Genomic DNA, 25,269 nt, shown 5'->3' with positions numbered 1-25,269 from the left:
GCGGGGTCGGGGCTCGCGGGGTCGGGGCTCGCGGGGTCGGGGCTCGCGGGGTCGGGGCTCGCGGGGTCGGGGCTCCGCGGGCGGGTGGTCGGGTGCCAGGTGCGGAGCAGGTAGTCGGCGTCGCCGAGGGCGAACGCGCTGTACCGCGACCGCATCAGCGCCTCCGCGGTCGCCGCCGGCGCTCCCCCGTGCGCCGGGCCGCAGCACGCCGCGTAGGGCCCGCCGCCGCAGGGGCAGCGGAGATCCGCTGGAGCACCCGATCGTGGGTCGGAGTCGTCGGTCGCCACGTCGAGGAGTGTAGGTCGCCCACCTGATGAGCAGGTGGTGAGTAGATTGTGCGCGTGACACGGCCCCAGATTCGGCCCCGCGTTCGGCTGAGCGTGGACTTCGGGACGTCCAACACCGTGGCCGCGCTGGGCCTGCCCGACGGTCGGGTGCGCCCGTTGCTGTTCGACGGGTCGCCGACACTGCCGTCGTCGGTGTTCCTCGACCCGGCCGGCGGGCTGCTGGTCGGCCGCGACGCGGTCCACTCCGCCCGGACCTCGCCCGACCGGTTCGAGCCGAACCCGAAGCGGCGCGTCGACGAGCACGCGGTGCTCCTCGGCGACGCCGAGGTGCCCGTGGTCGACCTGATCACGGCCGTGCTGTCGCGGGTCGCCGGTGAGGCGCGCCGGGTCGCCGGCGGTCCGATCGACGCGGTGACGCTGACGCACCCCGCGGCCTGGGCGCAGACGCGACGCCGGGTACTCGTCGACGCCGCCAACCGGGCCGGCCTCCCGCCGACCGCGCTGGTGCCCGAGCCGGTCGCGGCGGCCGACTCGTTCCTCGCGGTCTCCGGCGACGCGGTACCCCTGGGCGCGTGCGTGGTGGTCTACGACCTCGGTGCCGGCACCTTCGACGCGTCGGTGGTGCGCCGCACCCCGGGCGGCTTCGACGTGATCGCCGCCGAGGGGCTCAACCAGGCCGGCGGCCTCGACATCGACGCCGCCGTCACCAGCTACCTGGGCGCCCACCTCGCCGGGAACGACGGCGGGGCCTTCGCGCGCCTGCTCAGCCCGACCACCACCGAGGAGCGCCGCGCCAACCGCCTGCTGTGGGAGGACGTGCGCAACGCCAAGGAGCTGCTGTCGCGGGCCACCCGTACCCAGGTGCACGTGCCCCTGGTCGGCGTCGACGTGCCACTGGGCCGCGAGCAGTTCGAGCTGCTCGCCCGCCCGATCCTCGACGCGACGGTCAACGCCACCCGGGCCGCGGTCAACAGCGCCCAGGTGCGGCCGGCCGACGTCGCCGGCATCTTCCTGGTTGGCGGCGGGAGCCGCATTCCGCTGGTCAGCACGCTGTTGTCGCAGGCGTTCGGCCGTACGCCGACGGCCACCGAGCAGCCCGAACTGGTCGTCGCCGAGGGCGGCCTGCGGGCCGCCGGCGCGCACGCCGGGCCAGCCCACGCCGGGCCAGCCCACGCCGGGCCAGCCCACGCCGGGCCAGCCCACGCCGGGCCAGCCGCGGGCGGACCCGTCGCGGCCGGGGCCGCGTCGCCGGCGTCGCCCTACCAGGGGCCGGCCACGCCGGTGTCGGGCTTCCCGGCGGCCGAACACGCCCCGCCGAACCCCGTGTCGGCGGCACCGGTGTCGCCGTACCAGCCACCCACCGGCCAGCCCCACCCAGGCCAGCACCAGCCCACCGGCCAGCCCTCACCAGGCCAGCCCTCACCAGGCCAGCCCTCACCAGGCCAGCCCTCACCAGGCCAGCACCAACCAGGCACGCACCAACCAGGCACGCACCAACCAGGCACGCACCAGCCCACCGGGCAGTACCAGCCGCCCATTCCCCAGCAGTACCAGCCACCGACCCACCAGACACCGCCGCCCACGAACCAGTTCCAGCCCGCCACCGGCCACTTCCAGCCACCCACCCCACCCGGCACCGGCGGCCGGACCACGCGGCGCCGGAACCTGGTCATCGCCGCCGGCGTCGCCGTGGTGCTGGTCGTCGTGCTCGGGGCGGCCGGGGTCTGGGCGCTGTTCCGTGACAAGGTCGTGGACGTCGACCGCCAGATCTACGCCGAGAACGGGCGCACCGTCACGCTGGTGAACATGACGGTCGACGGCGACCGGGTGCGGCTGAACTTCCTGTACCGCAACGGATCCCGCACCTCGTGGTCGTTGTCGTGCCGCCTGCCCGAGGTCGAGCTGCGCTCGTCGTACCTGGTGGTCGGCCGGAACAACGTGTACCCGGTGAAGACCCGGTGCAGCGCCGAGGAGCCGCGCGGCCGCTCCTTCAGCCTCGCACCCGGCAACACCCTGGAGAGCTACGGCGTGTTCCCCGCACCCGACGAGGGCACGACGTTCGCGGTGCAGTGGTACTCGTTCCCGCGCGCCGGCGGCCTCACGCTGTAGGTCCGGATGTGGCCGGTGTCCGGGCGCCGCATGGGATAGACCTGTTGTCGTGACGACATTTTCCGCGGTCGTGACGACCGGCATCTACTGCCGCGACGGCTGCGTCGCCGGGCCACCGCGCGCCGAGAACGTCCGCACGTTCGAGCACCCCGCCGCGGCCGAGGTCGCGGGGTTCCGGGCGTGCCTGCGGTGCCGGCCGTACCGGGTCGCGGGAGCGGTGCCATGGGACGCGCCTGAGCTCGTCTGCCGCGCGGTCCGGCTGATCCTCGACGGCGTGCTCGACACCGGCTCCGAGGCCGACCTCGGCCACCGGCTGGGCCTGTCGGGCCGGCACCTGCGCCGGCTGTTCCACGAGCACCTAGGCATGACGCCCGACCAGCTCGCCCGGTCACGCCGCGCGCACTTCGCCCGCCGCATGCTCGACGACACCGACCTCACGGTCGCCGACATCGCGTTCGCGTCGGGGTTCGGCAGCCTGCGCCAGTTCAACCGCACGATGCGCGAGATCTTCCGGTTCCCGCCGCAGGACCTGCGACGCAGGCGGCGCCGGGCCGACCGCATCGCCACCGACGGCGGGCTCGCGATGCGGCTGCCCGTGCCGCCCGACCACGAATGGGACGCCGCGCTCGCCCTGCTGGCCCGGGAGGCGGTCCCGGGTGTCGAGGCGGTCGACGACGCCACCTACCGCCGCACGATCACGCTCGACGGCGCGCCGGGAATGCTCGAACTGCGCGGCGCCGGCGACCACCTCGTGATGCACGCCCACCTCGCGTACTGGGAGGGCCTGATCCACCTCGTGGAGCGGGTCCGGCGCATGCTCGGGCTCGACTTCGACATCGCGCCGGCGGTCGCCCGCTTCAGCGCCGACCCGGTGCTCGGCCCGCTGGTCACGGCCCGGCCGGGGCTGCGCGTGCCCGGCGCGTGGGGACCGTTCGAGACTGCGGTGCGCGTCGTCGTCGGCCGGCACCACGACGATCCACGACGGTTGATGGGCCTGCTGGCGGCGCTCGGGTCGGCGGTTCCCGGCCTGCCGTACGGGCTGTCGCACGCGTTCCCGTCGGCGCGGGCGGTGGCCGACGCCGACCTGCGCGCCGCGGGGCTGCCCGCCAAGGTCGCCACCCCGGTCGGCGCCTTCGCCAGAGCCGTTGCCACCGAAGGGATCCGGCTCGACGGATCCGTTCCGCTCGATGCGCTGGTCGCCGCGCTCACGCGGGTCACCGGAATCGACGCCACGACGGCGCAGCACGTCGCGATGAGGGTGGGCGAACGCGACGCCTTCCCCCTCGACGGCGCGGCCGCCGCCGAAGGCTGGCGGCCGTGGCGGGCGCTCGCCGCGACGCATCTCCTGGCGAGCGTGTCCTGATGTGGCCGGAACCGCGCCGCGGCCGTTTGTAGCGTCGTGCCGTGACCGAACAGCAGAACCCGGCCGGCGCGTTCGCCGGCATGCACCGACGCGGCGAGCCGTTGCTGCTCCCGAACGCCTGGGACGCGGCGTCGGCCGTCGCCGTCGTACGGGCCGGCGCGCCGGCCGTGGCCACCACCAGCGCCGGCGTCGCCTGGTCGCTCGGCATTCCCGACGGCGCCGACCTCGGCGCCGGCCGTGCCGCCGGCGTCGTCCGGCGGATCACCGCCGCGGTCGACGTTCCCGTGTCGGCCGACATCGAGGCGGGGTACGGGTCCATTGTGGACACCGTGGTCGCGGTCGTCGAGGCCGGAGCGGTGGGCGTCAATATCGAGGACCGCGTGGGCACCGGCCTGCTGGAGCCGGCGGAACAGGCGCGGCGGCTGGCGTCGGCGCGGGCCGCCGCCGACCGGCTCGGCGTGCGGGTGTGGGTCAACGCGCGGACGGACGTGTACCTGCTCGGCGTCGGCGCACCGGAGACCCGGCTCGGGTCCACAATGGAGCGTGCGCGCGCCTACGCGGACGCCGGCGTCGACAGCATCTTCGTTCCGGGACTCACCGACCTCGATGCGATTGCCGCGCTGTCCGACGGACCGCTGCCGGTGGCCGTGATGGCGTTCCCGGGCGCACCGACGGTCGCCGGATTCACCGCCGCGGGCGCGGTGCGGATCAGTCTCGGATCGGCGATCGCGCAGGCGGCGTACGCGGTGGCGGCGCGGGCCACCACCGAACTGCTCACCAAGGGCACGTACGACAGCTGCGCCGACGCGCTGCCCTACGGCGAGTTCAACGCCCTCTTCAGGACGGGGTGACCCGCTCGCGGTCGGCCCCGGTGCACTCCGGCAGCCCGCCGTCCGGGTCGTCGTTGTCGCCGCCGAGGAGGTAGATCTCCGGCACCCAGCCCCACCGGTTGCCGGTGTCTCCCTGGGTGAGCGCCCACCAGTGGTTGGCCAACGCGCCCCGGGTGAACCGGTCGCCCTGCACCTGGCAGACGAAGTACTGCCGCTGGCCGAGCGTGGTGAGGTGGTCGACCGGCTCGCCCCGCCCGTCGGTGGTGGCGTAGAGCGGAACCCGCTCGACCTCGGCCCCGTCGACGCGCGTGTTGAGCTCGCAGTAGTACGGGAGGTCGCCGCGGCCCGACGGGAGGCAGGGCCGGCTGTCGGCGGGCCGGGAGGCGCTCGCGCTGGCGGACGGCGTCGGAGCGGGTGCGGCGTCGTCGCCTCCGGGCCGGTCCCGTAGCTCCGGGACCACGACGAACGCCGCGCCGCCGAGCGCCGCCAGGACGACGAGAAGCGCGAGGACGACCGGCCAGGCGCGGCGGCCACCCGACGGCGCGGGCACCGGAGGAGGCATGGGCGCAGGCGCCTGTACCGGCGTCGGCGTCTGTGCCTGCGCTGGCATGTGGGCCGGCGCTGGCATGTGGGCCGGCGCTGGCGCGTATGGGGGTGCGAACCTCGTGGGTGCCGCGGTCGCCGGCGCCGTCTCCGCGGCCGGGCCGACCGGCTGCCCCTGCGGGGCCGGGCCGACCGGCTGCCCCTGCGGGGCCGGGCTCACCGGCGGCGCGGCGGTGATCAGGTCGGCGAGCTGCCGGCCACGCTCGTCCACCATCCGCGCCACGGCGGGTGGCAGCCAGCCCGGGCCGAACAGGTCCTCGGCCGGACCGCACTCGGCCAGCAGGTCGGCGGTCGTGGGACGCACGGCCGGGTCGCGTGCGAGGCAGCGGGCCAGCAGGTCACGCATCGACGGGTCGACCCGGCTCAGGTCGGGTTCCTCGTTGACCAGCCGGTAGACCTTCGCGTACCCGTCGCCGTCGCCGTACGGGCCGGTGCCGGTCAACGCGTACGTGATCACCGCGCCCAGCGCGAACACGTCGCTGGCCGGCCCGGTGCTGTCGGGGTCGGTGACCTGCTCTGGCGACAGGTAGCCCGGACTGCCCCAGACGCGGTCGGGGCCGGTCATCGGGGTCAGGTCGAGCAGGCGGGAGATCCCGAAGTCGATCAGCCGCGGACCGTCGGCGACCAGCAGCACGTTGCCCGGCTTGAGGTCGCGGTGCAGCACATGCGCGCGGTGCACCGAGCCGAGCGCCGCCGCCAGGCCCGCGAGCAGGGCACGAGCGGACCCGACGGGCAGCGGACCGGCCTGACCGACCGCCTCGGACAGCGACACCCCGGGCACGTACCGGGTCGCGAGCCACGCGGGACTGCCGTGCGGGTCGGCACCGACCAGCTCGGCGAGGTACCGGCCACTGGCCCGGTGGGCGGCCGCCACCTCGCGGGGGAACCGGTCGAACAGCTCCGCCGCCACGTCGTCCCGAACGACCTTGACCGCGACCAGCGTGCCGTCGCGTGCGCGGCCGAGGTAGACCTGGCCCATCCCGCCGGACCCGAGCCGCGCGAGCACGCGGTAGCCGCTGACCCGCTCGGGGTCGGAAGGCCAGGGCGGCTGCACCGGCGCGATCGTACCGGTCCGGACCGGTCGATGGGGACCGGCAGACCGGTGACGCCGCAGGTCGGAGCGCGGTACATACCAGCCGCGAAGATCGGCTACGAACAATGTCGGCGCGGTCTCTCCTTGTCATGGAAGCGCTCCCATGGCATGCTTTCCACACTCTCAGGGAGAGAAACCCGCCTACTCTTTGAGCGATTACGCACATGTAAACCGCCACATGGCACTCGTTCATCGACGCTGGCCACGTATGACTTGTCGCAACACGACAAGTCAACAACCGTCAATTCCTCTTACCCCCATGTAATCGGAGGAGTTTCGAATCATGAGCAGAGCCTTGTGGCTGTCTCACAACCCCCGAAGAGGCGCGAAGCCTCCAGCCTGGCGCCGGGTACTCGCGGTCGGCGGCGCGGCTGTCCTCAGCACGACGGCACTGGTCGGCGTCTCGGCACCCGCGCTGGCGGCACCCGGGTGCTCGGTGACCTACACGAAGTCGTGGGAAGGCGGCAACGGCTTCGGCGGGGACATCAAGATCACCAACACCGGTGACCCCGTCACCAGCTGGACGCTCGGGTTCGCCTTCCCTGGCAGCCAGCGGGTCGGCAACGGCTGGGGCGGCAGGTTCACCCAGTCCGGCTCGAACGTCACCGTGGTCAACGAGAACTACAACGGGAACCTCGGCAACGGCGCGAGCGTCAGCATCGGGTTCAACGGCACGTTCAGCGGCACCAACGCCAACCCGACCGCGTTCACGGTCAACGGAACGACCTGTGGCAGCACGGGCAGCAACACCGCCCCGTCCGTCAGCCTCACCAGCCCGACCGCCGGCCAGAGCTTCGCCGCCGGCGCCTCGGTTCCGCTCGCGGCCACCGCCAGCGACAACGGTTCCGTGACCCGGGTCGAGTTCCGCGTCGACGGTGCGCTCGTCGCCACCGACACCAGCTCGCCGTACACCTTCAGCGCCCCCGGACTGGCCTCCGGCAACCACACCGCCACGGCGACGGCGTACGACAACGGCTCGCCCGTGCTGAGCACCACCAGCACGGCCGTGACGTTCTCGATCGGCGGCACCCAGCAGCCGTCCGTGGTCGCCACCCCGACGTCGGTGACCCTGGCGTCCGGCGGTAGCGGCACCTCGAACATCAAGCTCAGCGCCGCGCCTTCCTCGCCGGTCACGGTGAACCTGGCCCGCAGCGGGAGCACCGCCATCACGGCGGCCTCCTCCGCGGTGACGCTGAACTCCTCGAACTGGTCGACCGGCGTGAACGTGCAGTTCAACACCACGACCGGCACCACCACCGAGGTCTCCACGTTCACCGCTTCGGCGTCGGGCTACAACCCGGCAGCGATCACGGTGACGCGGCAGGGCTCCACCGGTAACGGCAAGGTCGACAACCCCTACGCCGGTGCGAGCATGTACGTGAACCCGATCTGGAGCGCCAACGCGCGGGCGGAGACCGGCGGCAGCCGGATCGCCAACCAGCCGACCGCGGTCTGGTTCGACCGGACCAGCGCGATCACCGGTAACGGCAGCCCGACCACGGGCAACATGGGCCTGGTCAACCACCTTGACGAGGCGGTCACCCAGGACGCGGCCAACGGCACCTCGGCGCTGGCGATCCAGATCGTCATCTACAACCTGCCCGGCCGCGACTGCTCGGCGCTGGCGTCGAACGGTGAGCTCGGCCCGACCGAGATCGACCGGTACAAGACCGAGTACATCGACGTGATCGCCGGGATCCTGGCGCGTCCGGCGTACTCGAACCTGCGCATCATCCCGATCGTCGAGATCGACTCGCTGCCGAACCTGGTGACCAACACCGGCAGCCGGCCGACCGCGACGGCGAACTGCAACACGATGCTGGCCAACGGCAACTACCAGACCGGCGTCAGCTACGCGCTGACCAAGCTGGGCGCGATCCCGAACGTCTACAACTACATCGACGCCGGCCACCACGGCTGGCTCGGTTGGGACGACAACTTCGGCCCCACCGCCCAGCTCATGCACCAGGTGGCCACCATGAACGGCGGCACCGTGAACAACGTGCACGGGTTCGTCACCAACGTCGCGAACACCTCCGCACTGCAGGAGACGTTCATCGGCCCGGTGACCGAGCAGCTCCGGAACACCACGTGGATCGACTGGAACCGTTACAACGACGAACTGTCGTACGCCCAGGCGCTCCGGACGCGGCTCGTGACGCAGGGCTTCAGCTCGAACATCGGCATGCTGATCGACACGTCGCGCAACGGCTGGGGCGGCCCGAACCGGCCCACCGCCGCGAGCACGTCGAGCGACCCGAACACGTTCGTGAACCAGTCCCGCATCGACCGCCGCATCCACAAGGGCAACTGGTGCAACCAGAACGGTGCCGGCATCGGTGAGCGTCCGCGCTCCGCGCCCGCCACGGGCATCGACGCCTACGTCTGGATCAAGCCCCCGGGCGAGTCCGACGGCTCCTCCGAGTACATCCCGAACGACGAGGGCAAGGGCGCCGACGGAATGTGCGACCCGACCTACGAGGGCAACCCGCGCAACGGCAACAACCCGACCGGAGCACTGCCCAACGCACCTCTGTCGGGCCACTGGTTCTCCGCCCAGTTCCAGCAGCTGATGCAGAACGCGTACCCGCCGCTGAGCTAAGTCCGCACCCTCCCGCCACCAACGAGGGCCGGTCATCCGCTACCGCGGATGGCCGGCCCTCACCACGTGAGTCGAGGCGGGCGACGAACGCGCCGGCACCGTCGCGGACCTCGAACTGCGGCACCGGCCAGGGCAGGTCACCCGCGACGAGAATGAGTCGCAGGCGCGATTCCTGGGGTGACTCGGGCCGACCGTCGCTCAGGAACAGGACCTGCCCGACCTGCGACACCCGCGGCCAACCCGTCCGGGCCGCGAGCATCGCGTCGATGCACACGACGGCGTTTCTCCAGTCGGGCCGGCGCGCCACGTCGAACGCGGTGCGCACCGGCGAGGTCAGGAGCAGGCCGCGCGACCGGCGGTGGTCGCCGGGTGGGAGCGGAGACCGGACGATCCGTAGGCCGCGAGGTCCCCGTACCCGGATCGGATCGGGCACCGTCGCCTCTATGGGCGCGCCGCGGAGGAGTGCGTCGGCGCCCAGGAGAGCGGCCGCGTCGAGGCCGCGGAACGGCGCACCGGTGAGCGCATCGGGCACGGCGACGGCACGGGACACCGCGACAGCATCCGCGCGCAACCCGCGCCGCGAAAGGACAACCTCGCGCCTGTGGACAAGCGACCGGGCACGTACGAACATCATCCTGGCGAGTTGATGTTCGTACGTGCCCGGTGAACGACACGTCAGGCGCAGGCGATGTCCGACGGCACGGTCGACGGTCCCGTGCCCGTGAAGCCGAACGTCGTCGAGGCGCCCGCCCCCAGGTTCCCGTTGTGGGGCGCGTTCCGCACCGTCACACCGCTACCCGAGGTCGTCAGCTGGCCGTTCCACACCTGGGTCAGCGTGGCGCCCGAGGGCGCCGTCCAGGTCACCGTCCAGGAGGTGATCGCCGCCGTGCTGGAGTTGCGCACCGCGACCTCGCCCTGGAAGCCGCCCGGCCACGAGGTGGTCACCCGGTACGTGGCCGTGCAGGCGCCGCCCGTGCCTCCGCCGGCCGTCGTCGTCACCGTACGACCGGTCGACGCCGCCGACACGTTTCCGGCCGCGTCCCTGGCACGCACGCTGAACGTGTACGTGGTCGACGGGGAAAGGCCGGCCGCGGCGAACGAGGTCCCCGACACGGTCGCCACCACCGAGGCGGTGCCACTACCCGTGGAACGGAGCACGTCGTACGACGTGACGCCCACGTTGTCGGTCGACGCGGCCCACGTCAGGGCGACCGACGACGACGTCACGTTCGAGGCCGTGGGCTGTCCGGGCGTCGACGGAGCCACCGTGTCGCCCCCGCTGCCGCCGTCGGAGTAGCGCTGGCCCAGGCTGATGCCCGTCGTCGACGAGGCGCCGCCGAGCGGGATCTGGTGGTCGAGGCCGACGAACTTGCCGTTGTGCTTCCACAGCGCCGGGCCGAGCAGGTTGAGCTTGGCCGTGTCCCACGTGGTCCAGTCGTCGAGCAGCAGACCGCCGGTGTCGCCGGAGTTCGGGTTCAGCACCCAGAACGTGTGGTGGATCCGGTGCTCGGCCATGAGGTCGCGCAGCGCGGTCATCCACTTGTCCTGGCGCGCGTCCTGGCCGAGCCGGCCGCCCCACTCACCGACCAGAAGGGGCGCGATGTTCTGCTCGTGGATGTACAGCCAGTTCGGCCGCCACACGTCGTTCGTCAACGACGTCTTGTCGAACGTGCCCTGGAACCACGGCTGCTCGAACACCAGCGGTCCGTAGTCGTGCGGCGAGTAGACCAACTGGTCCTGGTTGGCGCCGAGGTTCACCGGGTGGTCGCGCACGCCACGCAGGTTGCCGCCCCACCAGGTGTTGAAGTAGTCGGTCTGCGTGGTCGACGTCCACGAGACGCCGGGGCGCGGGTAGATCGCGTTGCCCTCACACAGGATCAGCACATTGGGGTTGATCGCGAGGATCCGCTTACCGGCCGTCTCGCAGGCGTACTTGAAGTTGTCGGCGTCGGTCGACCCGTCCCACTTCGCGCGCGGAGACTCGTTGGCGGCGCCGTGCGGCTCGTTCTTGATGTCCATCGCGACGATCGTGTCGTTGGTGCGGTAGCGGGTGGTGACCCACTCCCACGCCACGTAGAACTGCTCGGCGGTGATGGATCCCTTGTACCACACCGGATACACGTGGCCGGAGTTGTCGGCGTCGGCGCTGTGCACGTCCAGCATGACCTTCAACCCGTACTTCTCGCACAGCCCGAGCCAGTAGTCGAAGATCTGGAGGTTGTTCTTCCCGGCGAGCTCGGGGTTGGCGTAGGTGTTGACGTTCGGCGCGGCCACGGTCTGGCCGGCGCGCCATTCCAGCAGCAGCTGGGTGGAGATCGGCACGCGCACGATGTTCAGCCCGCGCTCGGCCATCCCGCGCGTGATGGTCTCGATGTTCCCCGACCACAGGCCGTGGAAGACCCGTTCGGAGGCGTTGAACCCGAACCAGTTCACGCCGGTGAGCCAGACCTCGTTCCCGGCCTCGTCGACGATCCTGTTGCCGCTGGTGTGCAGCCAGTCCGTGGCGGGAACGGCCGCGGCGGCGGGCGCGGGCCGCGTCGGCACGGCAGCCGCCAACCCGAACGCGAGGATGGCGGCCAGAACGGCGGCCCCACCTCTTCTCAATAAGTGCATGAACTCTCCTCGTGGGGGTTTGGGAGCGCTCCCACGAGTATGCGCATCCGCCCGCTCGATAGCCAGATTTAGATCTTTTTATTGGACCGGCGTGAGCCCGCCCGATCGCATGAACCGCTCGCTGCGCGGATCGGCGAGGGCCGCCAGCCCGGCCACCCACTGCACCAGGGCCAGCACCACCACGCAGGTGAGCAGCACCGCCAGCACGAGGGTCACCGGACCGGGAAGGACCGCGTCCTCGGCGACGCCGGCCATCGCGTCCCACACGCCCAGCACCATGAAGATCTCCAGCCCGTACACCACGAACACCCCGGCCGCCCGGGCGAGGTTCGCTCCGCCGCGCCGCCCGCGCCGCGCCAGCCGGGCACCCCACAGCCCGAGGGCCTGCGGCAGCGCGACGAACAGCACCAGCACCACCGTCCACGTGATCATCGCCGCGAGGCTGCCGTCGGACCCGGTGGTCGCGAGCGGGGTCAGCACCAGCAGCGCCGCGCACCCGCCGACCCCGAACACGGCGCTGAGCACGAACCGCCGCCCTGCGGCGACGATCGGCGCCGACGGCCACCCCGGCTCGGGGCGGGCGAGCACCCGCTCGGCGAGCCAGCGCCGACCGGGTGGGATTCCCAGCGCCACCATCGCGACCGTCAGCCCGAACAGCGTGGCGCCGCCACAGACGAGCGCCGTCACCGTGGCGAGCGTCCGGAAGCCGGCCGGGTGCGACTCCGAGTCGGCCAGGCTCGCCAGGGTCACCGGCAGGATCAGCGTCCACGGGAGCGCGGCGACGCCGATCCACACGGTCCCCGACCTGCCGGCGTCGCGCCCCAGCAGGATGAGCCCGAGCGCGAAGACGAGGAGCAGCCCGGTCACCACCCCGGTCTCCACGACCAGCACCGTGCCGATCGTGTCGTCGCGGGAGAACTCGCCGCCGTCGCGGTGGGCGATGATCGTCATCACCGCACCGACCAGGAACGCGCCGGCCGCGACCCCCGCGCCCATCACCCCGAGGCCGAGCGGCACCGCCGAGGGAGGCCTCTGCCCGTTCGGATACATACGCCGCACGCTATCCGCCGCGCCCCGCGCGGGAAGCCCGTCAGGCAGCGCGGCGACCGCCTGCCCCGTGGCGCGGCGACCGCCATTCACGTGGCGCGGTGACGGTCTCTCACGTGGCGCGACGGCCGCCCGAGCGCAGGTAGACCTCGCTGCGCGGGTCGGCGAGCGCCGCCAGCCCGGCCACGAACTGCACGAGCGCCAGCATCGCCACCGCGGTCGCCAGCATGGCCAGCGCCGAACCCACGGCCGGCGGCAGCGTCGCGTCCTCGTTGTCGAACACGACCGCCAGGCCGTTCAGCACGCCGAGCAGCATGAACGGCTGGATGCCGTACAGCAGGAACACCGCGACGGCCCGGGCGAGGTGGGCGCCGCCCCGCCGACCGCCCAGGGCGAGCCGCGACCCGACCCAGGCCAGCACGCCCGGCACCGCCACCAGGACCACCAGGACCACCGCCATGACGGCGAGGGCCGTGTCGCGGCTGTCGTCGTTCGAGGTCAGCAGCGGGGTGAGCACCAGTTGGGCGGCCCCGCCACCCATTCCGAGGACCGCGGCGAGCGTGAACCGTTTCCGCGCGGCGAGCAGGGGCGCGGGCGGCCACAGCGGCTCGGTGCGGGCGAGCACCCGCCCGGCGAGCCACCGGCGCCCCGGCGGGATGCCGAGGAAGATCATCGCGGTCACGAGCCCGAGCAGGGCGAGGAGCGCGCTGCCGAGGGTCACCGCGGTGGTGACGGTGATCAGCCGGTCCGACAGCACCTCCCGGTTGTCGTCGGCGACCACGGCGACGCCGAGCGGGACGAGCACCGTCCACGGCAGCGCGGCCGCCGCGATCCACACGATCCCCGACCGGCCGGCGTCGCGCCGGGCCACGATGAGCCCGATCGAGTAGGCCAGCAGCAGCGCCGTGACCACGCTCGTCTCCACCAGCACGGCCACCGGGATGATCGCGCTGTCGTCGTTGTCTCCGGCGCCGTTCGCGAACACCAGCAGCGCCATGACCGCCTCGGCGAGGAAGGCCAGCGCGGCGGTCCCGGCGGCGGCCGCCCCGATTGCGAGCGGCACCATCGACGCCGGCCGCGCGCCCGGGGTGGGTGGCGGCTCGGCGGGCCAGCTCGGGTCGGGCGGCCAGCCGGCGGACGGCGGATATTGGTGCGGGTGCATTCCTGCACGCTAGCCGCCCGGTCGAACCTCCGAGACCCGGCGCGGCGACGGCCGGCGTCATAGGGTGGGCGCATCCGCACGACAGCAGGGAGTGCCGATGGCCAAGAAGAAGAAGCGGCTGCCGAAGGAGCTCTACGAGGCCGAGCTGCTGCGGTTGCAGGCCGAGCTGGTCACCATGCAGGAGTGGGTCCGCTCCACCGGGAGCCGCCTCGTGGTGATCTTCGAGGGCCGTGACGCCGCCGGCAAGGGAAGCGCGATCAAGCGCGTCGCCGAGTATCTGAACCCCCGCGTCGCGCGGATCGTGGCCCTGCCGGCGCCCACCGAGCGCGAGCGCACCCAGTGGTACTTCCAGCGGTACGCGCAGCATCTGCCGGCCGCCGGCGAGATCGTGTTGTTCGACCGGAGCTGGTACAACCGCGCCGGTGTCGAGCGCGTGATGGGCTTCTGCACCGACGACGAGTACCAGCGCTTCCTGCGCCAGTGCCCGATCTTCGAGCAGATGCTCATCGAAGACGGCGTGATGCTGCGCAAGTACTGGTTCTCGGTCAGCGACACCGAGCAGGAGAAGCGCTTCCGGTCCCGGCTGGGGGATCCGATGAGACGGTGGAAGCTGTCGCCGATGGACCTCGAGTCGATCACGCGGTGGGAGGACTACTCCCGGGCCAAGGACGCGATGATGGCCGGCACCGACCGGCCGGAGTCACCGTGGTTCGATGTCGACAGCGACGACAAGCGGCGGGCCCGCATCAACATGATCGCCCACCTGCTCTCGACGGTGCCGTACACCGTGGTCGAGCATCCCGAGCTGCCACTGCCGGAGCGGCCGCCGTCGACGGGCTACCAGCGCCCGCCGCGGGAGCACACCACCTACGTGCCCGACCACGCCGCCGGCCTACCATGATCGGGTGCATCTGTCCGCGTCTGTGTTCCGGGTGACCGCAGTCGCCGAGGCCTGTTCCTGGCTCGGCCTGCTGATCGGCATGTTCTTCAAGTACGTCGTGGTGGAGAACGAGCTCGGCGTGAAGATCTTCGGACCCGTGCACGGCGCGTTGTTCGTCGCCTATCTGGTGTCGCTGCTCTGGGTCGCCGCGCACGAGCGGTGGCGGCTCGGCCGCGTCGCGGTCGGCGCGGCGGCCGCGATCCCGCCGTTCACCAGCGTGCTGTTCGAGCGCTGGGTGGCGGGGAAGCGCACGCTGGTCTACTCCGGTTCGTAGACCCGGATGTTGGTCAGCTGGGCCAGCTTCGCGGTGACGATGCGGGCCTCGAGGTGCAGGCGGGCCACGTTGAGACGCTCGTCGCCCAGCACCGCGAGCAGTGCAGTGTCGCCGATCGCGTACACGGTGAAGTAGCCGTGGTGGCTGCGCAGCGTCGACTCGCGGAACGGGCCGTGGCGCAGCGCCAGCCCGCACTGCCGGCCGACGCCGAACGTGGCGGCGGCCAGCGCGGCCAGGTCGTGCGGCTCCGGGCCGTTGCCCAGGTCGTGCAGCACCAGCAGGCCGTCGACGCCGGCGATGACGCACCCCTGGACACCGCTCACCAGTTCCCGCAGGCGCGCCAGTTCGGCGAGCACGAGGTCGACGGTTTCCACTCCGGCATCGTGCACCGAGGCCGCTCCGTTCGCAGTCATACCCGTAACTTCTTCTGAGGTCGTGGTCATGGGAGGCGCCGGAGCCCGCCGACGACCCGGTCGAGGGTCTGTGAGTCGTTCGTGAACGGGCCCTGCGCGGCGGCCCGCAGCCACTCCGGCAGCGTGGGAACGGTGGCCTGGTAGGCGGTCGGGTCGTCCTGCCAGCCGGCGTCCGCGCGGCGTTGCGGTAGTCGCGGCAGGTCGCTCTCGGTCGGTACCAGGTCGATCGGTGACGGGGGGAGCACCTCCCCTTCGAGCGCCTCGCTCACCGGGTACGGCTCGCGGTCGCGCTGTTCGGGGATCACCGGCGGCTCGTAGACGACCTCGCCCTCGACCGCAACGACGGCCCGCCCGACGACGGTCGCCGCGTCGACGTCGGCCGGCACCTCGACCTCGACGGTCGCGGCGTCCACGACCTCGACCTCGCCGACCGAGGCGTCCACGGTGTCGGCGTCCACGGCGTCGGCGTCCACCGCTGCGACGTCCACGACCTCGGCGGCGCCGGCGTCCACGGCCGGTTCCGCCGGCGCGGGCCGCTCCTCGACCAGCTGCCGGAACTCGCGCCGGGCCATGGCCAGGTTGGCGGCGCCACGGTCGAGCACGAGGTGGGCCACCTGCCCGTCGACCACCCGGAGGACGTGGAAGTTCGCCGGGCTGGTGACGAGCAGGTCGTCCATCTCCCCGTCGCCGAGGGAGCCGGCGGAGCCGAGCGAGCCCGCCGAGCCGCCCGCGCCGCCCGCGGTGAGGCGGACCATCTCGGCCGCGGCCTCGGTGATCGCCGCGCCGAGCGCCGCGACGTCGGCGCCGACGCGGGCCCGACCGGCCGACCATACGGTCGTGCGGCTCTCGATCGAGGTAAGCATGATCATCGACGCCCCGGAGATGCGGAGCGCCTGCGCTAGCGGTTCGGACATCGCGCGGCCCCTGTCGGCGCCCCCGTCAATCGCTGAGGCTGCTGTTGAGGTACTTCATCACCATCCGGGCCTGGGCGAACAGCATGCCGACGTTCACCTGGTTCCGGCAGACGACAGCGGCGACCATGTCCTGGTTGGCATCGCAACGCATGAACAGGTGCACCAGGTTGTCGCTGTTGATGAGGATTTCCTGGAAGTAGTGCCTGGCCGGGGTGATGCCCCGCCGCTCGTTCCACAGCTCCTCGATCATCGTCACGTTGCGGCCCTGGAACAGGTCGAACGTGGACGCCGCCATGAGGTCCATGATGTCGTTGGGCTGTGCCTCGGCGGACTCGACCGCGAGGAGCATGCCGGTCGACATGTCGACCATTCCGGCAGCGATGCACTCGGGCACCTGCTGCCGGAAGTCGCGGACGGCGTCGCCGATGATCTGGGACAGGCTTCGATCAGCCACGAGGCACCTCCGTGCGCCCTGCCAGCTGGTCGTCAGACCTCAAGTGTGGCTTCAATGCGCCGCAGCTGGTGCCGGGCCATGGCCAGGTTCGAGCGCGTACGCAGGAGGGCCAGGTACAGGAAGAGGCCCTTGCCCGACCGCGACGACAGCGGGCGGATCAGGTGGTACTGGGTGTCGAGGGTGATGAGGATGTCCTCGATGCCGTCGTCGAGCTTGAGCAGCTCGAGCGTGCGCATCTTGGCGCGCACCACGTCGGTGTTGCCGGCCGCCGCCACCGACAGGTCCAGCTCGGCCGAGCCACCGGCCGTGCCGAGGGTCATGCCGCTGGTGTAGTCGACGAGCGCGACGCCGACCGCACCGTCGATGGACATGCATTCCTTGAGACTGAGTTCCAGGTTCGCCATCGAACGCCTCCCAGTTCGAGATCTGATGGCGCACGCCTGCCCGTTGGTGGAGTCTCCGCGCCGGCCAGCAGCGGAAACAGGGCACAGGCCACGCCGAGGTTCCTTTTGCAGGGTTTCATGCGCGGGGTTGATCCGCATCTGACCGGCGAAATAATGCCTGACCAGCCAATCTGTGCATGACCGAGGGAGGCGGACTCTAGCCGTCCGACGGATGCGGCAGCAAGGTCACGTTGTGTTAGATGCGCACCTACGGAACAGATGCCCAGGTCAGGCCACACGCAGGCCCGAATGTAATTCGATATACATCAATGTCTTGCATCGACGCGCGACACAATCGACGCGCGCGCTGGAGATCCCGCGCGTCCGTCCCGCCACACCCGCCACCCGGGCATCGTGATCACGGGAGAACTGCACCCGTCCGGCAACCGTTAGGCTGGCCGGCGTGACCACCCTGGGCGCCGTCTTCCTGCCGTACCTGCCGCCCGAGCGGCTCCAGCCGATCGTCCGCGCCGCCGACGCGAGCGGCCTCGAGGAGCTGTGGCTGTGGGAGGACTGCTTCCGCGAGAGCGGCATCGCCGCCGCGGCCGCCGCGCTCGCCTGGAGCACGCGGATGCGCGTGGGGGTGGGGCTCATGCCGGTGCCGCTGCGGAACGTGGCACTCACCGCGATGGAGGTCGCCACGCTCGAACGGATGTTCCCCGGCCGGGTGCGCATCGGCGTGGGCCACGGCGTGCAGGACTGGATGGGCCAGGTCGGCGCGCGCGTCGAGTCTCCGGTCACGCTGCTCCGCGAGTACGTCACGGCCCTGAAGGCGCTCCTGTCCGGCGAGACCGTCACCACCGAGGGCCGCTACATCAAGCTGCGCGACGTCACCCTCGACTGGCCGCCGGCGGCCGCGCCGGAGATCCTCGCGGGGGCGATCGGCCCGAAGTCGATGCGCGCCGTCGGCGAGGTCGCCGACAGCGCGATCATCACCGCCGGGAACTCACCGTCCGCGCTCCTCGGGCACCGAAAGCTGCTGGACGAGGGAAGCACGGCCGCCGGCCGCCCGCCCGTGCCGGTGGTGGTGTATCTGCACGCCGCCACCGGACCCGGCGCCGCCGAGCGGATGGAGCGGGAGCGCACCACCTGGGGCTACGAGTCCATTGTGGACAGATCCGTCGTGGGCGACGCGCACGCGGTGGCCGCCGCCGTCCGCAACCTGGCCGACGCGGGGGCCGACACCGTGGTGCTCCAGCCGACCCCCGACGACCCGGATCCCGAGGGCTTCGTGCGCTTCGTGGCACACGAGGTGCGCCCGCTGGTCCCCGCCGGCTGACGCCCGCGCCCGGCCGACGGCGGCCCGGCCAACGGCGGCCCAGCTAACGGCCCGCACGGTGCGGTCGTCGCCACCCGACACCACGGTCGGGCGGCCGTCGAGCACCATGGCGGCGAGCGCCTGGACCTCGGCGGTATGGCCGTGAAACGGTGGCAGCGCCGGCGATCCGTCGCGCACGTGCCAGACGCGCACGGAGCGGTCGCGGCCCGCCGTGACGGCCACCGGCCGGCCGTCGAGCGATCCGGCCGCCAGCACGTGGCAGCCGTGGCCGGGCATCGACATCGCGGCGCCGGTCAGGCCCGATCCGGTCGCCCAGTCGACGCCCCAGCGCCGCGGCGGTTCCGGCCGGCCGGCGGCGCACCGGCGACGCCCGCCGGATCGGCGTCCCACAGCAGCATGACGCCGTCGCCGTCGGTGCTCACCGCGACCGGCCCGCCGGCGAGGTGCGCGAACGCGACCGACCGCGGATGGCCGACGTGGCCGGGCAGCGCCTCGATCTCGGCGCCGGCCGCGAGGTCCCAGATCCGGATCAGCCGGTCGGCATAGCCTGCCGTCACCGCGACCGGCCGTCCCTCCACGACCGCGACGTCGACGCTGCCCGGCACGTGCCCGACCAGGGGGCGGGCCGACGGGACGCCGGTCGATCAGGTCCCACACCCGCACGGTGTCGTCGCGGCCGCCGGTGACGGCCACCGGACGACCGTCGACCACCGCCGCGGCCACGGCGCCGCCGACGCTCGCCAACGGCTCGCCGAGCTGCCGGGCGCCGATGAGGTCCCACACCCGCACCGTGTGGTCGACGGGGCTCGCCGTGAGCAGCACCGGACGCCCCTCCACCACGGTGACGGCGACGCCGCTCACCTGTCCCTCGTGCCCGTTCAGCGGCGGGCCGACCGGCGTGCCGTCGGCGAGGTTCCACACCCGCACGCCGTCGGGCGGGTAGCCGCAGCTGATGAGCAACACCTGCCCGTCGACGACGGTCGTGGTGACGGCCGCGACGGTCATGGGGTGCGCCCGGACGGCGTCGCCGATCGGCTCACCGGTGCCGAGATCCCACCGGCGCAGCGAGCCGTCGAGCTCGCCCGTGACGGCGACGGGACGCCCGTGCAGCGTGGTCGTGGTGATCGAGGTCGGCTTGCCGGGCAGCGGTGGCCGCGTCTCCGCGCCGGTCGCCAGGTCCCATACGCGGGTCGTCCCCTCGAGGAAGCTGGCGCCGACGACGATCGGCCGGCCCTCGACGACGGCCGTCGCGAGCGCGTTGAGCTTCTCGGTGCGACCGGTGAACCGTCTGATCAGCCGGCCGGGCGGCGCGGCGCCGGTGTTCCAGGTGGTGCCGGCGCCGCGGCCGGCGACCTCCGATGCGATCTCGACCGCGTCGAGGCGGCGGGCGAGGTCGGTGGCGCCGAAACGGGCCGCGTCGAGGGCGAGCGCCTGCCGGCGACGGGCCGGGTCGACCCGGCGGTGACGCTGGAACGAGGTCCGGTACACCGCCGCCGCGAGCCGACCGGGCGCGGTCGTCGCCGCCGCGAGCAACGGGAGGACGGCGTCGGGGTCGGCGTGAACCAGGGAAGAGGCGTCGGTCACAAGATCGTCGTGCGTCGGCACGCCGGGCATGGTAGCGCCGGCGTGCCCGCCGGGACATGTCAGTTCCTCGTTCTTCGCGGCGGTGGCACGAGGCGGTAGCCGAGCCGCCGCACGGTCTGGATGATGTCGGGATCCTCGCCGAGCCGCGCCCGCAACCGCTGGATGTGCACCGTGATGGTGTTCGACGAGTTGTGCTCGTCGGCCCCCCACACCGTCTCCCGGATCTGCTCGCGGGTCACGACGTGGTTGGCGTTGCTCATCAGCAGGTGCAGCAGCCGGGTCTCGCGCGGCGGCAACGCGATGCGGCGGCCGTGCAGTTCCGCCTCCTGCGCGGTCGGGTCGAGCCGCAGGCCGCCGGCGCGGACCACCCGCGGCTCGGGCTTCACCAGTTGGAGGACCCGCACCGCCTCGGCGACGTCGACGCACACGCGCACGTCGAGCGTCGGATCGGTGAGGTGTTCGGTCAGCCCGGCCGCCTGGGCGGGCGGGCCGACCACGAGAAGCAGCAGTCGATCCGGCATCCGCTCAGCCGAAGCGGCCCGTGATGTAGTCCTCCGTCCGCTTGTCGCTCGGGCTCGTGAAGAGGGTGTTCGTGGCGTCGAACTCCACCAGCCGCCCGTGCCGCACGCCCTTGTCGTCGACCTCCGCGGTGAAGAACGAGGTGTAGTCGCTGACCCGGGCCGCCTGCTGCATGTTGTGCGTGACGATGACGATCGTGTACTGCTCGGCGAGTTCGTGCATGAGGTCCTCGATCTTCGCCGTGGCGATCGGGTCGAGGGCCGAGCACGGCTCGTCCATGAGGATCACGTCGGGCTTCACCGCGATCGTGCGCGCGATGCACAGCCGCTGCTGCTGCCCGCCCGACAGGGCCAGGCCGCTCATCTTGAGCTTGTCCTTGACCTCGTCCCACAGGGCGGCGCCGCGCAGGGCCTGCTCGACCATGTCGTTCAAGTTGCCCTTGATCTTGTTGATGCGGATGCCGTAGGCCACGTTGTCGAAGATGGACTTCGGGAACGGGTTCGGCTTCTGGAACACCATGCCGATGCGCCGCCGCACCTGGATCGCGTCGACGTCGGACGCGTACAGGTCCTGCCCCTGGTACGTGATCTTCCCGGTGACCCGCGCGCCCGGCACCAGGTCGTTCATCCGGTTGAGGCAGCGCAGGATCGTGCTCTTGCCGCAGCCTGACGGACCGATCATCGCCGTGATCTTGTTGTGCGCCACCGGCATCGTGGTGTTGCGCACGGCCTCGAAGCTTCCGTAGAACACGCTGACGTCGTTCAGGTCGATCAGCGGCGGCCCGGTTTCGGCCGGCGCGGACGTCTTCGCGAGGTCGACGTCGTGCGCGATCTGGACACCCGGACGGTGGGTCGTGTTGCTCATGTCAGTGCTCCTTGATGGCGAAGCGGGCCGAGATCGCCCGGGCGATGATCGTGAACAGGAGCACGATGACCACGAGGGTCAGCGCCGCGCCCCAGGCGCGTTCCTGCGCCGCCGCGAACGGCTGCGTGGCGTTGCTGAAGATCTGGGCCGGCAACGCCGTGTTCTCGCCCTCGAACAGGTTGGTGTTCACGGTGTAGACCACGCCCGCGGTCACGATCAGCGGAGCGGTCTCACCGGCGGCGCGCGCGATCGCGAGCAACGCGCCGCTGGTGATGCCCGAGATCGCCGCGGGCAGCACCACCGTGACCGTGGTGCGCCACCGGCGGGCACCCAGCGCGAGGCTGCCGGCCCGCAGCTCGTCGGGCACCAGGCGCAGGATCTCCTCGGTGCTCCGGATGACCACCGGGAGCATGAGGCAGGCCAGCGCCAGCGCGGCGGCGAAACCGGTGCGCTCCTCGAACGTCAGCACCCAGACCACGTAGATGAACAGGCCCATCACGATCGACGGCACACCGGTCATGACGTCGGCCATCGTGCGGATGAACTTCGCGAGCGGGCTGGTCTTGCCGTACTCGTTGAGGTAGATCGCGCCGAGCACGCCCAGCGGGATCGCCATCAGCGCCGCCATCCCGGTGATGAGCAGCGTGCCGACGATCGCCGGCCCCATGCCGCCACCGGTACGCCGCGCCGACGCCGGGGTGTCCTCGGTGAGGAACTCCCAGCTCATGATGCCGGCACCGGCCTTGACCACCTGGTAGGTCACCAGGCCGAGCGGCACGCACGCGAGCAGCACCGCGCCGACGATCAGCACGGTCGCGAGCCGGTCGGTGAGCCGCCGCCGCAGCGGCAGCGCCGACTTGCTCAGGTTCATCGTCGTCATGAAGCCGCACCCCTCATCTTCAGCTCGGCGCGACGCACGACGAACCGCGCGAGGTAGTTGACCAGCACGGTGATCGCGAACAGCACCACGCCGAGGCCGACGAGGGCCGACGTGTGGACGCCGCTCGACTCGCCCCACTGCCGCACGATGATCGACGGCATCGCCTCACCGGAGGCGTAGATGTTCGGGGTGATCTGGATAGCGGCGCCGATGACCAGCGCGATCGCGATCGTCTCGCCCATCGCTCGGCCGAGGCCGAGCATCGACGCACCGACCATGCCGCCGAAGCTGTGCGGGAACACCGCACCCTTGATCATCTCCCAGCGGGTGGCGCCCAGCGCGAGCGCGGCCTGCTTGTCGAGCAGCGGGACGGTGCTGAACACCTCACGCGTGATCGACGTGATGATCGGAATGATCATGATGGCGACGATGAGGCCGGCCGTCATGTAGTTGTAGCCGTTGCTCACCGGGACGCCGAAGATCGGGATGAACCCCAGCGTCTCGTGGATCCACTCGTACACCGGCACCAGCTTCGGCGCGACCACGATGATGCCCCACAGGCCGAACACCACCGACGGGGTCGCGGCCAGCAGGTCGATCACGGTGATGGTGACGGCCCGCACGCGCGGCGGGGCGAGCTCGGTGAGGAACAGCGCGATCGCGATCGACACCGGCACCGCGATGATCAGCGCGATGACCGACACCACGAAGGTGCCGAAGACCAGCGCGAGCGCGCCGAACTGCCCCTCGTTGGGCACCCAGTCGCTGCTCGTGACGAAGCCCAGCCCCTCCTCGCGGAACGCCGGCCAGGCCTCCCGGGCGGTGCTGAGCAGGATCAGGGCGAGGATCGCGAGCACGAGCAGGCCCGCGCCGACGCACAGGGCCCTGAAGGCGCGGTCGGCCCGCGCCGCTCCGCCCCGGTAGTTGAACGCCGTCCGGTCAGTGACCCGTTCCGGGCGGGGCTTGGTAGCGGTACTGGTCAATGAACCCTCCCGGTCCATCTACGCCGGTGCGGGGCGGGATCCCGAGGACCCCACCCCGTACCGCTTCGCGTGCGGGTCAGCCGACCTTGTCGAGCTGGGCCAGCGCCTTGGCCTTCAGGTCCGCCGGGAGCGGCGCGAAGCCGACCTCCTCGGCGAGGGCCTGGCCGTCGTCGCTGAGCAGGTACTTCACGAACCCGAGCACGTTCTCCTTCTTCGCCGCGTCGTCGTACTTGGCGCGCACGAGCAGGAAGGTCGGAGCGGTGATCGGGTAGGTGTCGGCACCGGCGGCGTTCAGCGGGTCGTACGACACGTCGTCCTTGACGGTGGCGCCGGCGAGGGCGGCGGTGGCGCCCTTGACGGAGGCCGCGACGTACTTGCCGTCCTTGTTCTTGATCGCCGCGAACTTGAGGCCGCTGGCCTCGGCGTCGCTCAGGTCGACGTAGCCGATGGCCCCGTCGCCCTGCTTGATCAGGTTGGCCACACCGGTGTTCTTCTCGCCGCCCTGCGTGTCGGCGGCCCACTTCACGGTGTCACCGCTGCCGAGCGCCCAGTCCTCCTTCGCCGCGGCGTTGAGGTACTTGGTGAAGTTGTTGGTCGTGCCCGAGCCGTCCGACCGGTGCACCACGGTGATGTTCTTGGCCGGCAGGTTCACGCCGGGGTTGTCGGCCTTGATCTCGGCGGCGTCCCACGACTTGACGGTGCGCGAGAAGATCTTGGCCAGCGTCGACGCGCTCAGCTGCAGCTTGTCGACCCCGCTCAGGTTGTACGACACGGTGATCGGCGCGGCCACGGTCGGCACGTAGAGGAACGAGCCGGGCGTCGGGCCGTCGGTGTCCTTGACCAGGCTGTCGGTGCCGGCGAAGTCGTTCAGGTTCGCCCCGAAGTCCTTCTTGCCGGTACCCGAGCCGGTGGCGTTGTAGGTGATCTCCAGCTTCGGAGCCTCCTCCTTGAACGCCGTGATCACCTCCTGGTAGTACGCGGCCGGGAAGCTGGCTCCCGTGGCCTTCAGGGAACCGGAGAGGTTCGAGTACTCGCTCCCCTCGGTTCCACCGTTGCCGGCGTCGTCGCCGTCGCCGCTGCAGCCGGTGAGGGCGAGTGCCGCGACCGCGACACCGGCGAGAACGCGCCTACGAACTAGGGTGCCTTTCACCTCAGGGTTGCCTCTCTGTTCAAACGTTGTCTGATCAGAGACGCTGACAGCGCCAGGTGGCCGAGAACCCGGTCGGACGTGAACGGAAAATGAACATGCCATCTCGGTGCCCGACGGCCGAGCAGCAGGTGGGCATTGGTGGTAGAGGATGTGCAAATGCGTGCGACCTTCCGGGAACAGCTTGATTCGCTACGAGGCGCGCTCGTGGTGATGGGGTCCGACGTGACCTCCGCCATGCGGTGGGCGACCGAGAGCCTTCTCGACGGCGACATCGATCCCGCGTCCAAATGCATCAACACCGCGGCCACGGTGCGCCAGCGGCGCGAGGAGGTCGAGGAGACGGTCGTCACGCTGCTCGTGCGTCAGCAGCCGGTGGCGTCCGACCTGCGTCTGGCGCTCGCCAGCCTGCACGTGGCCGCCGACTTCGAGCGGATGGGCGCGCTGGCCGAACACGTCGCGAAGATCATGCTCATGCGCCACCCGGTGACCGCGGTCCCTCCGGAGGTGGCCCAGGTGGCGCGGCAGATGGCCGACGTCGCCGAGCGCCTGGCCTGGAAGGTCACCGGTGTCCTCGAGACCGGCGACGCCACCCTCGCCGCCCAGCTCGACGCCGACGACGACGAGATGGACGACCTGCACCGCCAGATGTTCGAGGTGCTGTTCGGGCAGTGGCCGCACGACGTCAGGGCCGCCGTCGACGCCGCGCTGCTGGCCCGCTTCTACGAGCGGTACGCCGACCACGCGGTCAACGCCGCCCAGCAGGTCGTCTACCTGATCACCGGCGTCTCGCCGGCCAACCAGGACTAGCCCTTGTTTCGGAAGGGCTGACCGGCCGCGCCGCTCGCGCCCGCGCCGTTGTCGAC

General features: G+C 71.7%; 25 protein-coding genes. 10 read left to right on the top strand and 15 right to left on the bottom strand.

The window, feature by feature from the left end; translation table 11 throughout:
* Nucleotides 1–287: YchJ family protein (locus Voc01_RS23000; protein ID WP_275423743.1), on the bottom strand; the 287-nt coding region annotated here is incomplete at its 3' end.
* Nucleotides 288–341: 54 nt separating this feature from the next.
* Between Voc01_RS23000 and Voc01_RS22995 the strand changes: the two genes are divergently transcribed.
* From Voc01_RS22995 to Voc01_RS22985, 3 genes are read left to right on the top strand one after another with little or no spacing between them, the layout of a single operon-like run.
* Nucleotides 342–2,396: an Hsp70 family protein gene (locus Voc01_RS22995; RefSeq protein ID WP_203929582.1), complete on the top strand. Its 2,055-nt coding sequence runs from the start codon at nt 342–344 to the stop codon at nt 2,394–2,396.
* A gap of 49 nt (nt 2,397–2,445) precedes the next feature.
* Nucleotides 2,446–3,759, top strand: coding sequence for a DNA-3-methyladenine glycosylase 2 family protein (locus Voc01_RS22990; protein WP_203929581.1), 1,314 nt, complete (start codon nt 2,446–2,448; stop codon nt 3,757–3,759).
* Nucleotides 3,760–3,800: 41 nt separating this feature from the next.
* Nucleotides 3,801–4,610, top strand: coding sequence for an isocitrate lyase/phosphoenolpyruvate mutase family protein (locus Voc01_RS22985; RefSeq protein ID WP_239160415.1), 810 nt, complete (start codon nt 3,801–3,803; stop codon nt 4,608–4,610).
* Here Voc01_RS22985 and Voc01_RS22980 read toward each other — a convergent pair.
* Entirely contained in the window at nt 4,597–6,246 is a 1,650-nt protein-coding gene (locus Voc01_RS22980; protein ID WP_203929580.1) for a serine/threonine protein kinase, read from the bottom strand. The genes Voc01_RS22985 and Voc01_RS22980 overlap by 14 nt on opposite strands.
* Before the next feature lie 322 nt (nt 6,247–6,568).
* Between Voc01_RS22980 and Voc01_RS22975 the strand changes: the two genes are divergently transcribed.
* Nucleotides 6,569–8,887 (top strand): glycoside hydrolase family 6 protein, encoded by a 2,319-nt coding sequence (locus Voc01_RS22975; protein WP_203929579.1) that lies wholly within the window; start codon nt 6,569–6,571, stop codon nt 8,885–8,887.
* Between the two features lie 675 nt (nt 8,888–9,562).
* Here Voc01_RS22975 and Voc01_RS22970 read toward each other — a convergent pair.
* The 3 genes from Voc01_RS22970 to Voc01_RS22960 form a co-directional block, all read right to left on the bottom strand.
* Nucleotides 9,563–11,500, bottom strand: a complete 1,938-nt coding sequence (locus Voc01_RS22970) for a cellulase family glycosylhydrolase (RefSeq protein WP_203929578.1) — start codon at nt 11,498–11,500, stop codon at nt 9,563–9,565.
* 78 nt (nt 11,501–11,578) lie between these two features.
* On the bottom strand, nt 11,579–12,550 hold the full coding sequence (locus tag Voc01_RS22965) for a hypothetical protein (RefSeq protein ID WP_203929577.1): 972 nt from the start codon (nt 12,548–12,550) through the stop codon (nt 11,579–11,581).
* A 109-nt stretch (nt 12,551–12,659) separates the two neighbouring features.
* The gene (locus Voc01_RS22960) at nt 12,660–13,709 is read right to left on the bottom strand and encodes a hypothetical protein (protein ID WP_203929576.1); all 1,050 of its coding nucleotides are present in this window, start codon (nt 13,707–13,709) and stop codon (nt 12,660–12,662) included.
* 97 nt (nt 13,710–13,806) lie between these two features.
* Here Voc01_RS22960 and ppk2 point away from each other — a divergent pair, with 97 nt between their 5' ends.
* Together ppk2 and Voc01_RS22950 are read left to right on the top strand one after the other, a co-directional pair.
* The gene (ppk2, locus tag Voc01_RS22955; protein ID WP_203929575.1) at nt 13,807–14,610 is read left to right on the top strand and encodes a polyphosphate kinase 2; all 804 of its coding nucleotides are present in this window, start codon (nt 13,807–13,809) and stop codon (nt 14,608–14,610) included.
* A gap of 4 nt (nt 14,611–14,614) precedes the next feature.
* The gene (locus Voc01_RS22950) at nt 14,615–14,923 is read left to right on the top strand and encodes a DUF3817 domain-containing protein (RefSeq protein WP_239160414.1); all 309 of its coding nucleotides are present in this window, start codon (nt 14,615–14,617) and stop codon (nt 14,921–14,923) included.
* On the opposite strand, the gene Voc01_RS22945 is transcribed toward Voc01_RS22950, so the two are convergent.
* The 4 genes from Voc01_RS22945 to Voc01_RS22930 are packed head-to-tail and all read right to left on the bottom strand — an operon-like array spanning nt 14,908 to nt 17,108.
* The gene (locus tag Voc01_RS22945; protein WP_203929574.1) at nt 14,908–15,336 is read right to left on the bottom strand and encodes a roadblock/LC7 domain-containing protein; all 429 of its coding nucleotides are present in this window, start codon (nt 15,334–15,336) and stop codon (nt 14,908–14,910) included. The two genes, Voc01_RS22950 and Voc01_RS22945, sit on opposite strands and share 16 nt — an antisense overlap.
* Before the next feature lie 26 nt (nt 15,337–15,362).
* On the bottom strand, nt 15,363–16,250 hold the full coding sequence (locus tag Voc01_RS22940) for a hypothetical protein (RefSeq protein WP_203929573.1): 888 nt from the start codon (nt 16,248–16,250) through the stop codon (nt 15,363–15,365).
* 25 nt (nt 16,251–16,275) lie between these two features.
* On the bottom strand, nt 16,276–16,704 hold the full coding sequence (locus Voc01_RS22935; protein ID WP_203929572.1) for a hypothetical protein: 429 nt from the start codon (nt 16,702–16,704) through the stop codon (nt 16,276–16,278).
* A 32-nt stretch (nt 16,705–16,736) separates the two neighbouring features.
* Nucleotides 16,737–17,108 carry a hypothetical protein gene (locus tag Voc01_RS22930; protein WP_203929571.1) on the bottom strand — a complete coding sequence of 124 codons (372 nt, stop codon included), beginning with the start codon at nt 17,106–17,108 and terminating at the stop codon, nt 16,737–16,739.
* 442 nt (nt 17,109–17,550) lie between these two features.
* Here Voc01_RS22930 and Voc01_RS22925 point away from each other — a divergent pair, with 442 nt between their 5' ends.
* Entirely contained in the window at nt 17,551–18,426 is an 876-nt protein-coding gene (locus Voc01_RS22925; protein ID WP_239160413.1) for an LLM class flavin-dependent oxidoreductase, read from the top strand.
* 293 nt (nt 18,427–18,719) lie between these two features.
* Here Voc01_RS22925 and Voc01_RS22920 read toward each other — a convergent pair whose 3' ends face one another.
* Nucleotides 18,720–19,031 carry a hypothetical protein gene (locus tag Voc01_RS22920; RefSeq protein WP_203929570.1) on the bottom strand — a complete coding sequence of 104 codons (312 nt, stop codon included), beginning with the start codon at nt 19,029–19,031 and terminating at the stop codon, nt 18,720–18,722.
* A gap of 59 nt (nt 19,032–19,090) precedes the next feature.
* Here Voc01_RS22920 and Voc01_RS22915 point away from each other — a divergent pair, with 59 nt between their 5' ends.
* Both Voc01_RS22915 and Voc01_RS22910 read left to right on the top strand, forming a co-directional pair.
* A complete protein-coding gene (locus Voc01_RS22915; RefSeq protein ID WP_203929569.1) occupies nt 19,091–19,369 on the top strand; it encodes a hypothetical protein in 279 nt (92 codons plus the stop codon).
* Nucleotides 19,370–19,378: 9 nt separating this feature from the next.
* Complete coding sequence (locus tag Voc01_RS22910) at nt 19,379–19,891, top strand: hypothetical protein (RefSeq protein WP_203929568.1); 513 nt, start codon at nt 19,379–19,381, stop codon at nt 19,889–19,891.
* 178 nt (nt 19,892–20,069) lie between these two features.
* Here Voc01_RS22910 and Voc01_RS22905 read toward each other — a convergent pair whose 3' ends face one another.
* The 5 genes from Voc01_RS22905 to pstS form a co-directional block, all read right to left on the bottom strand.
* Nucleotides 20,070–20,531, bottom strand: coding sequence for a winged helix-turn-helix domain-containing protein (locus Voc01_RS22905; RefSeq protein WP_203929567.1), 462 nt, complete (start codon nt 20,529–20,531; stop codon nt 20,070–20,072).
* A gap of 4 nt (nt 20,532–20,535) precedes the next feature.
* The gene (gene pstB, locus Voc01_RS22900) at nt 20,536–21,393 is read right to left on the bottom strand and encodes a phosphate ABC transporter ATP-binding protein PstB (RefSeq protein ID WP_203929566.1); all 858 of its coding nucleotides are present in this window, start codon (nt 21,391–21,393) and stop codon (nt 20,536–20,538) included.
* A 1-nt stretch (nt 21,394) separates the two neighbouring features.
* Entirely contained in the window at nt 21,395–22,273 is an 879-nt protein-coding gene (gene pstA / locus Voc01_RS22895) for a phosphate ABC transporter permease PstA (RefSeq protein ID WP_203929565.1), read from the bottom strand.
* Nucleotides 22,270–23,256: a phosphate ABC transporter permease subunit PstC gene (pstC, locus tag Voc01_RS22890; protein ID WP_239160412.1), complete on the bottom strand. Its 987-nt coding sequence runs from the start codon at nt 23,254–23,256 to the stop codon at nt 22,270–22,272. The genes pstA and pstC overlap by 4 nt, the downstream gene beginning before the upstream one ends.
* A gap of 76 nt (nt 23,257–23,332) precedes the next feature.
* The gene (gene pstS / locus Voc01_RS22885; RefSeq protein ID WP_203929563.1) at nt 23,333–24,406 is read right to left on the bottom strand and encodes a phosphate ABC transporter substrate-binding protein PstS; all 1,074 of its coding nucleotides are present in this window, start codon (nt 24,404–24,406) and stop codon (nt 23,333–23,335) included.
* Between the two features lie 156 nt (nt 24,407–24,562).
* On the opposite strand from pstS, the gene phoU reads away from it, so the two are divergent.
* Nucleotides 24,563–25,213, top strand: coding sequence for a phosphate signaling complex protein PhoU (gene phoU, locus Voc01_RS22880; protein WP_203929562.1), 651 nt, complete (start codon nt 24,563–24,565; stop codon nt 25,211–25,213).
* Nucleotides 25,214–25,269 lie beyond the last annotated feature (56 nt).

It is taken from the genome of Virgisporangium ochraceum (assembly GCF_016863655.1).
GTDB lineage: Bacteria > Actinomycetota > Actinomycetes > Mycobacteriales > Micromonosporaceae > Virgisporangium > Virgisporangium ochraceum.
This window is presented reverse-complemented; position numbering and strand designations above follow the sequence as displayed.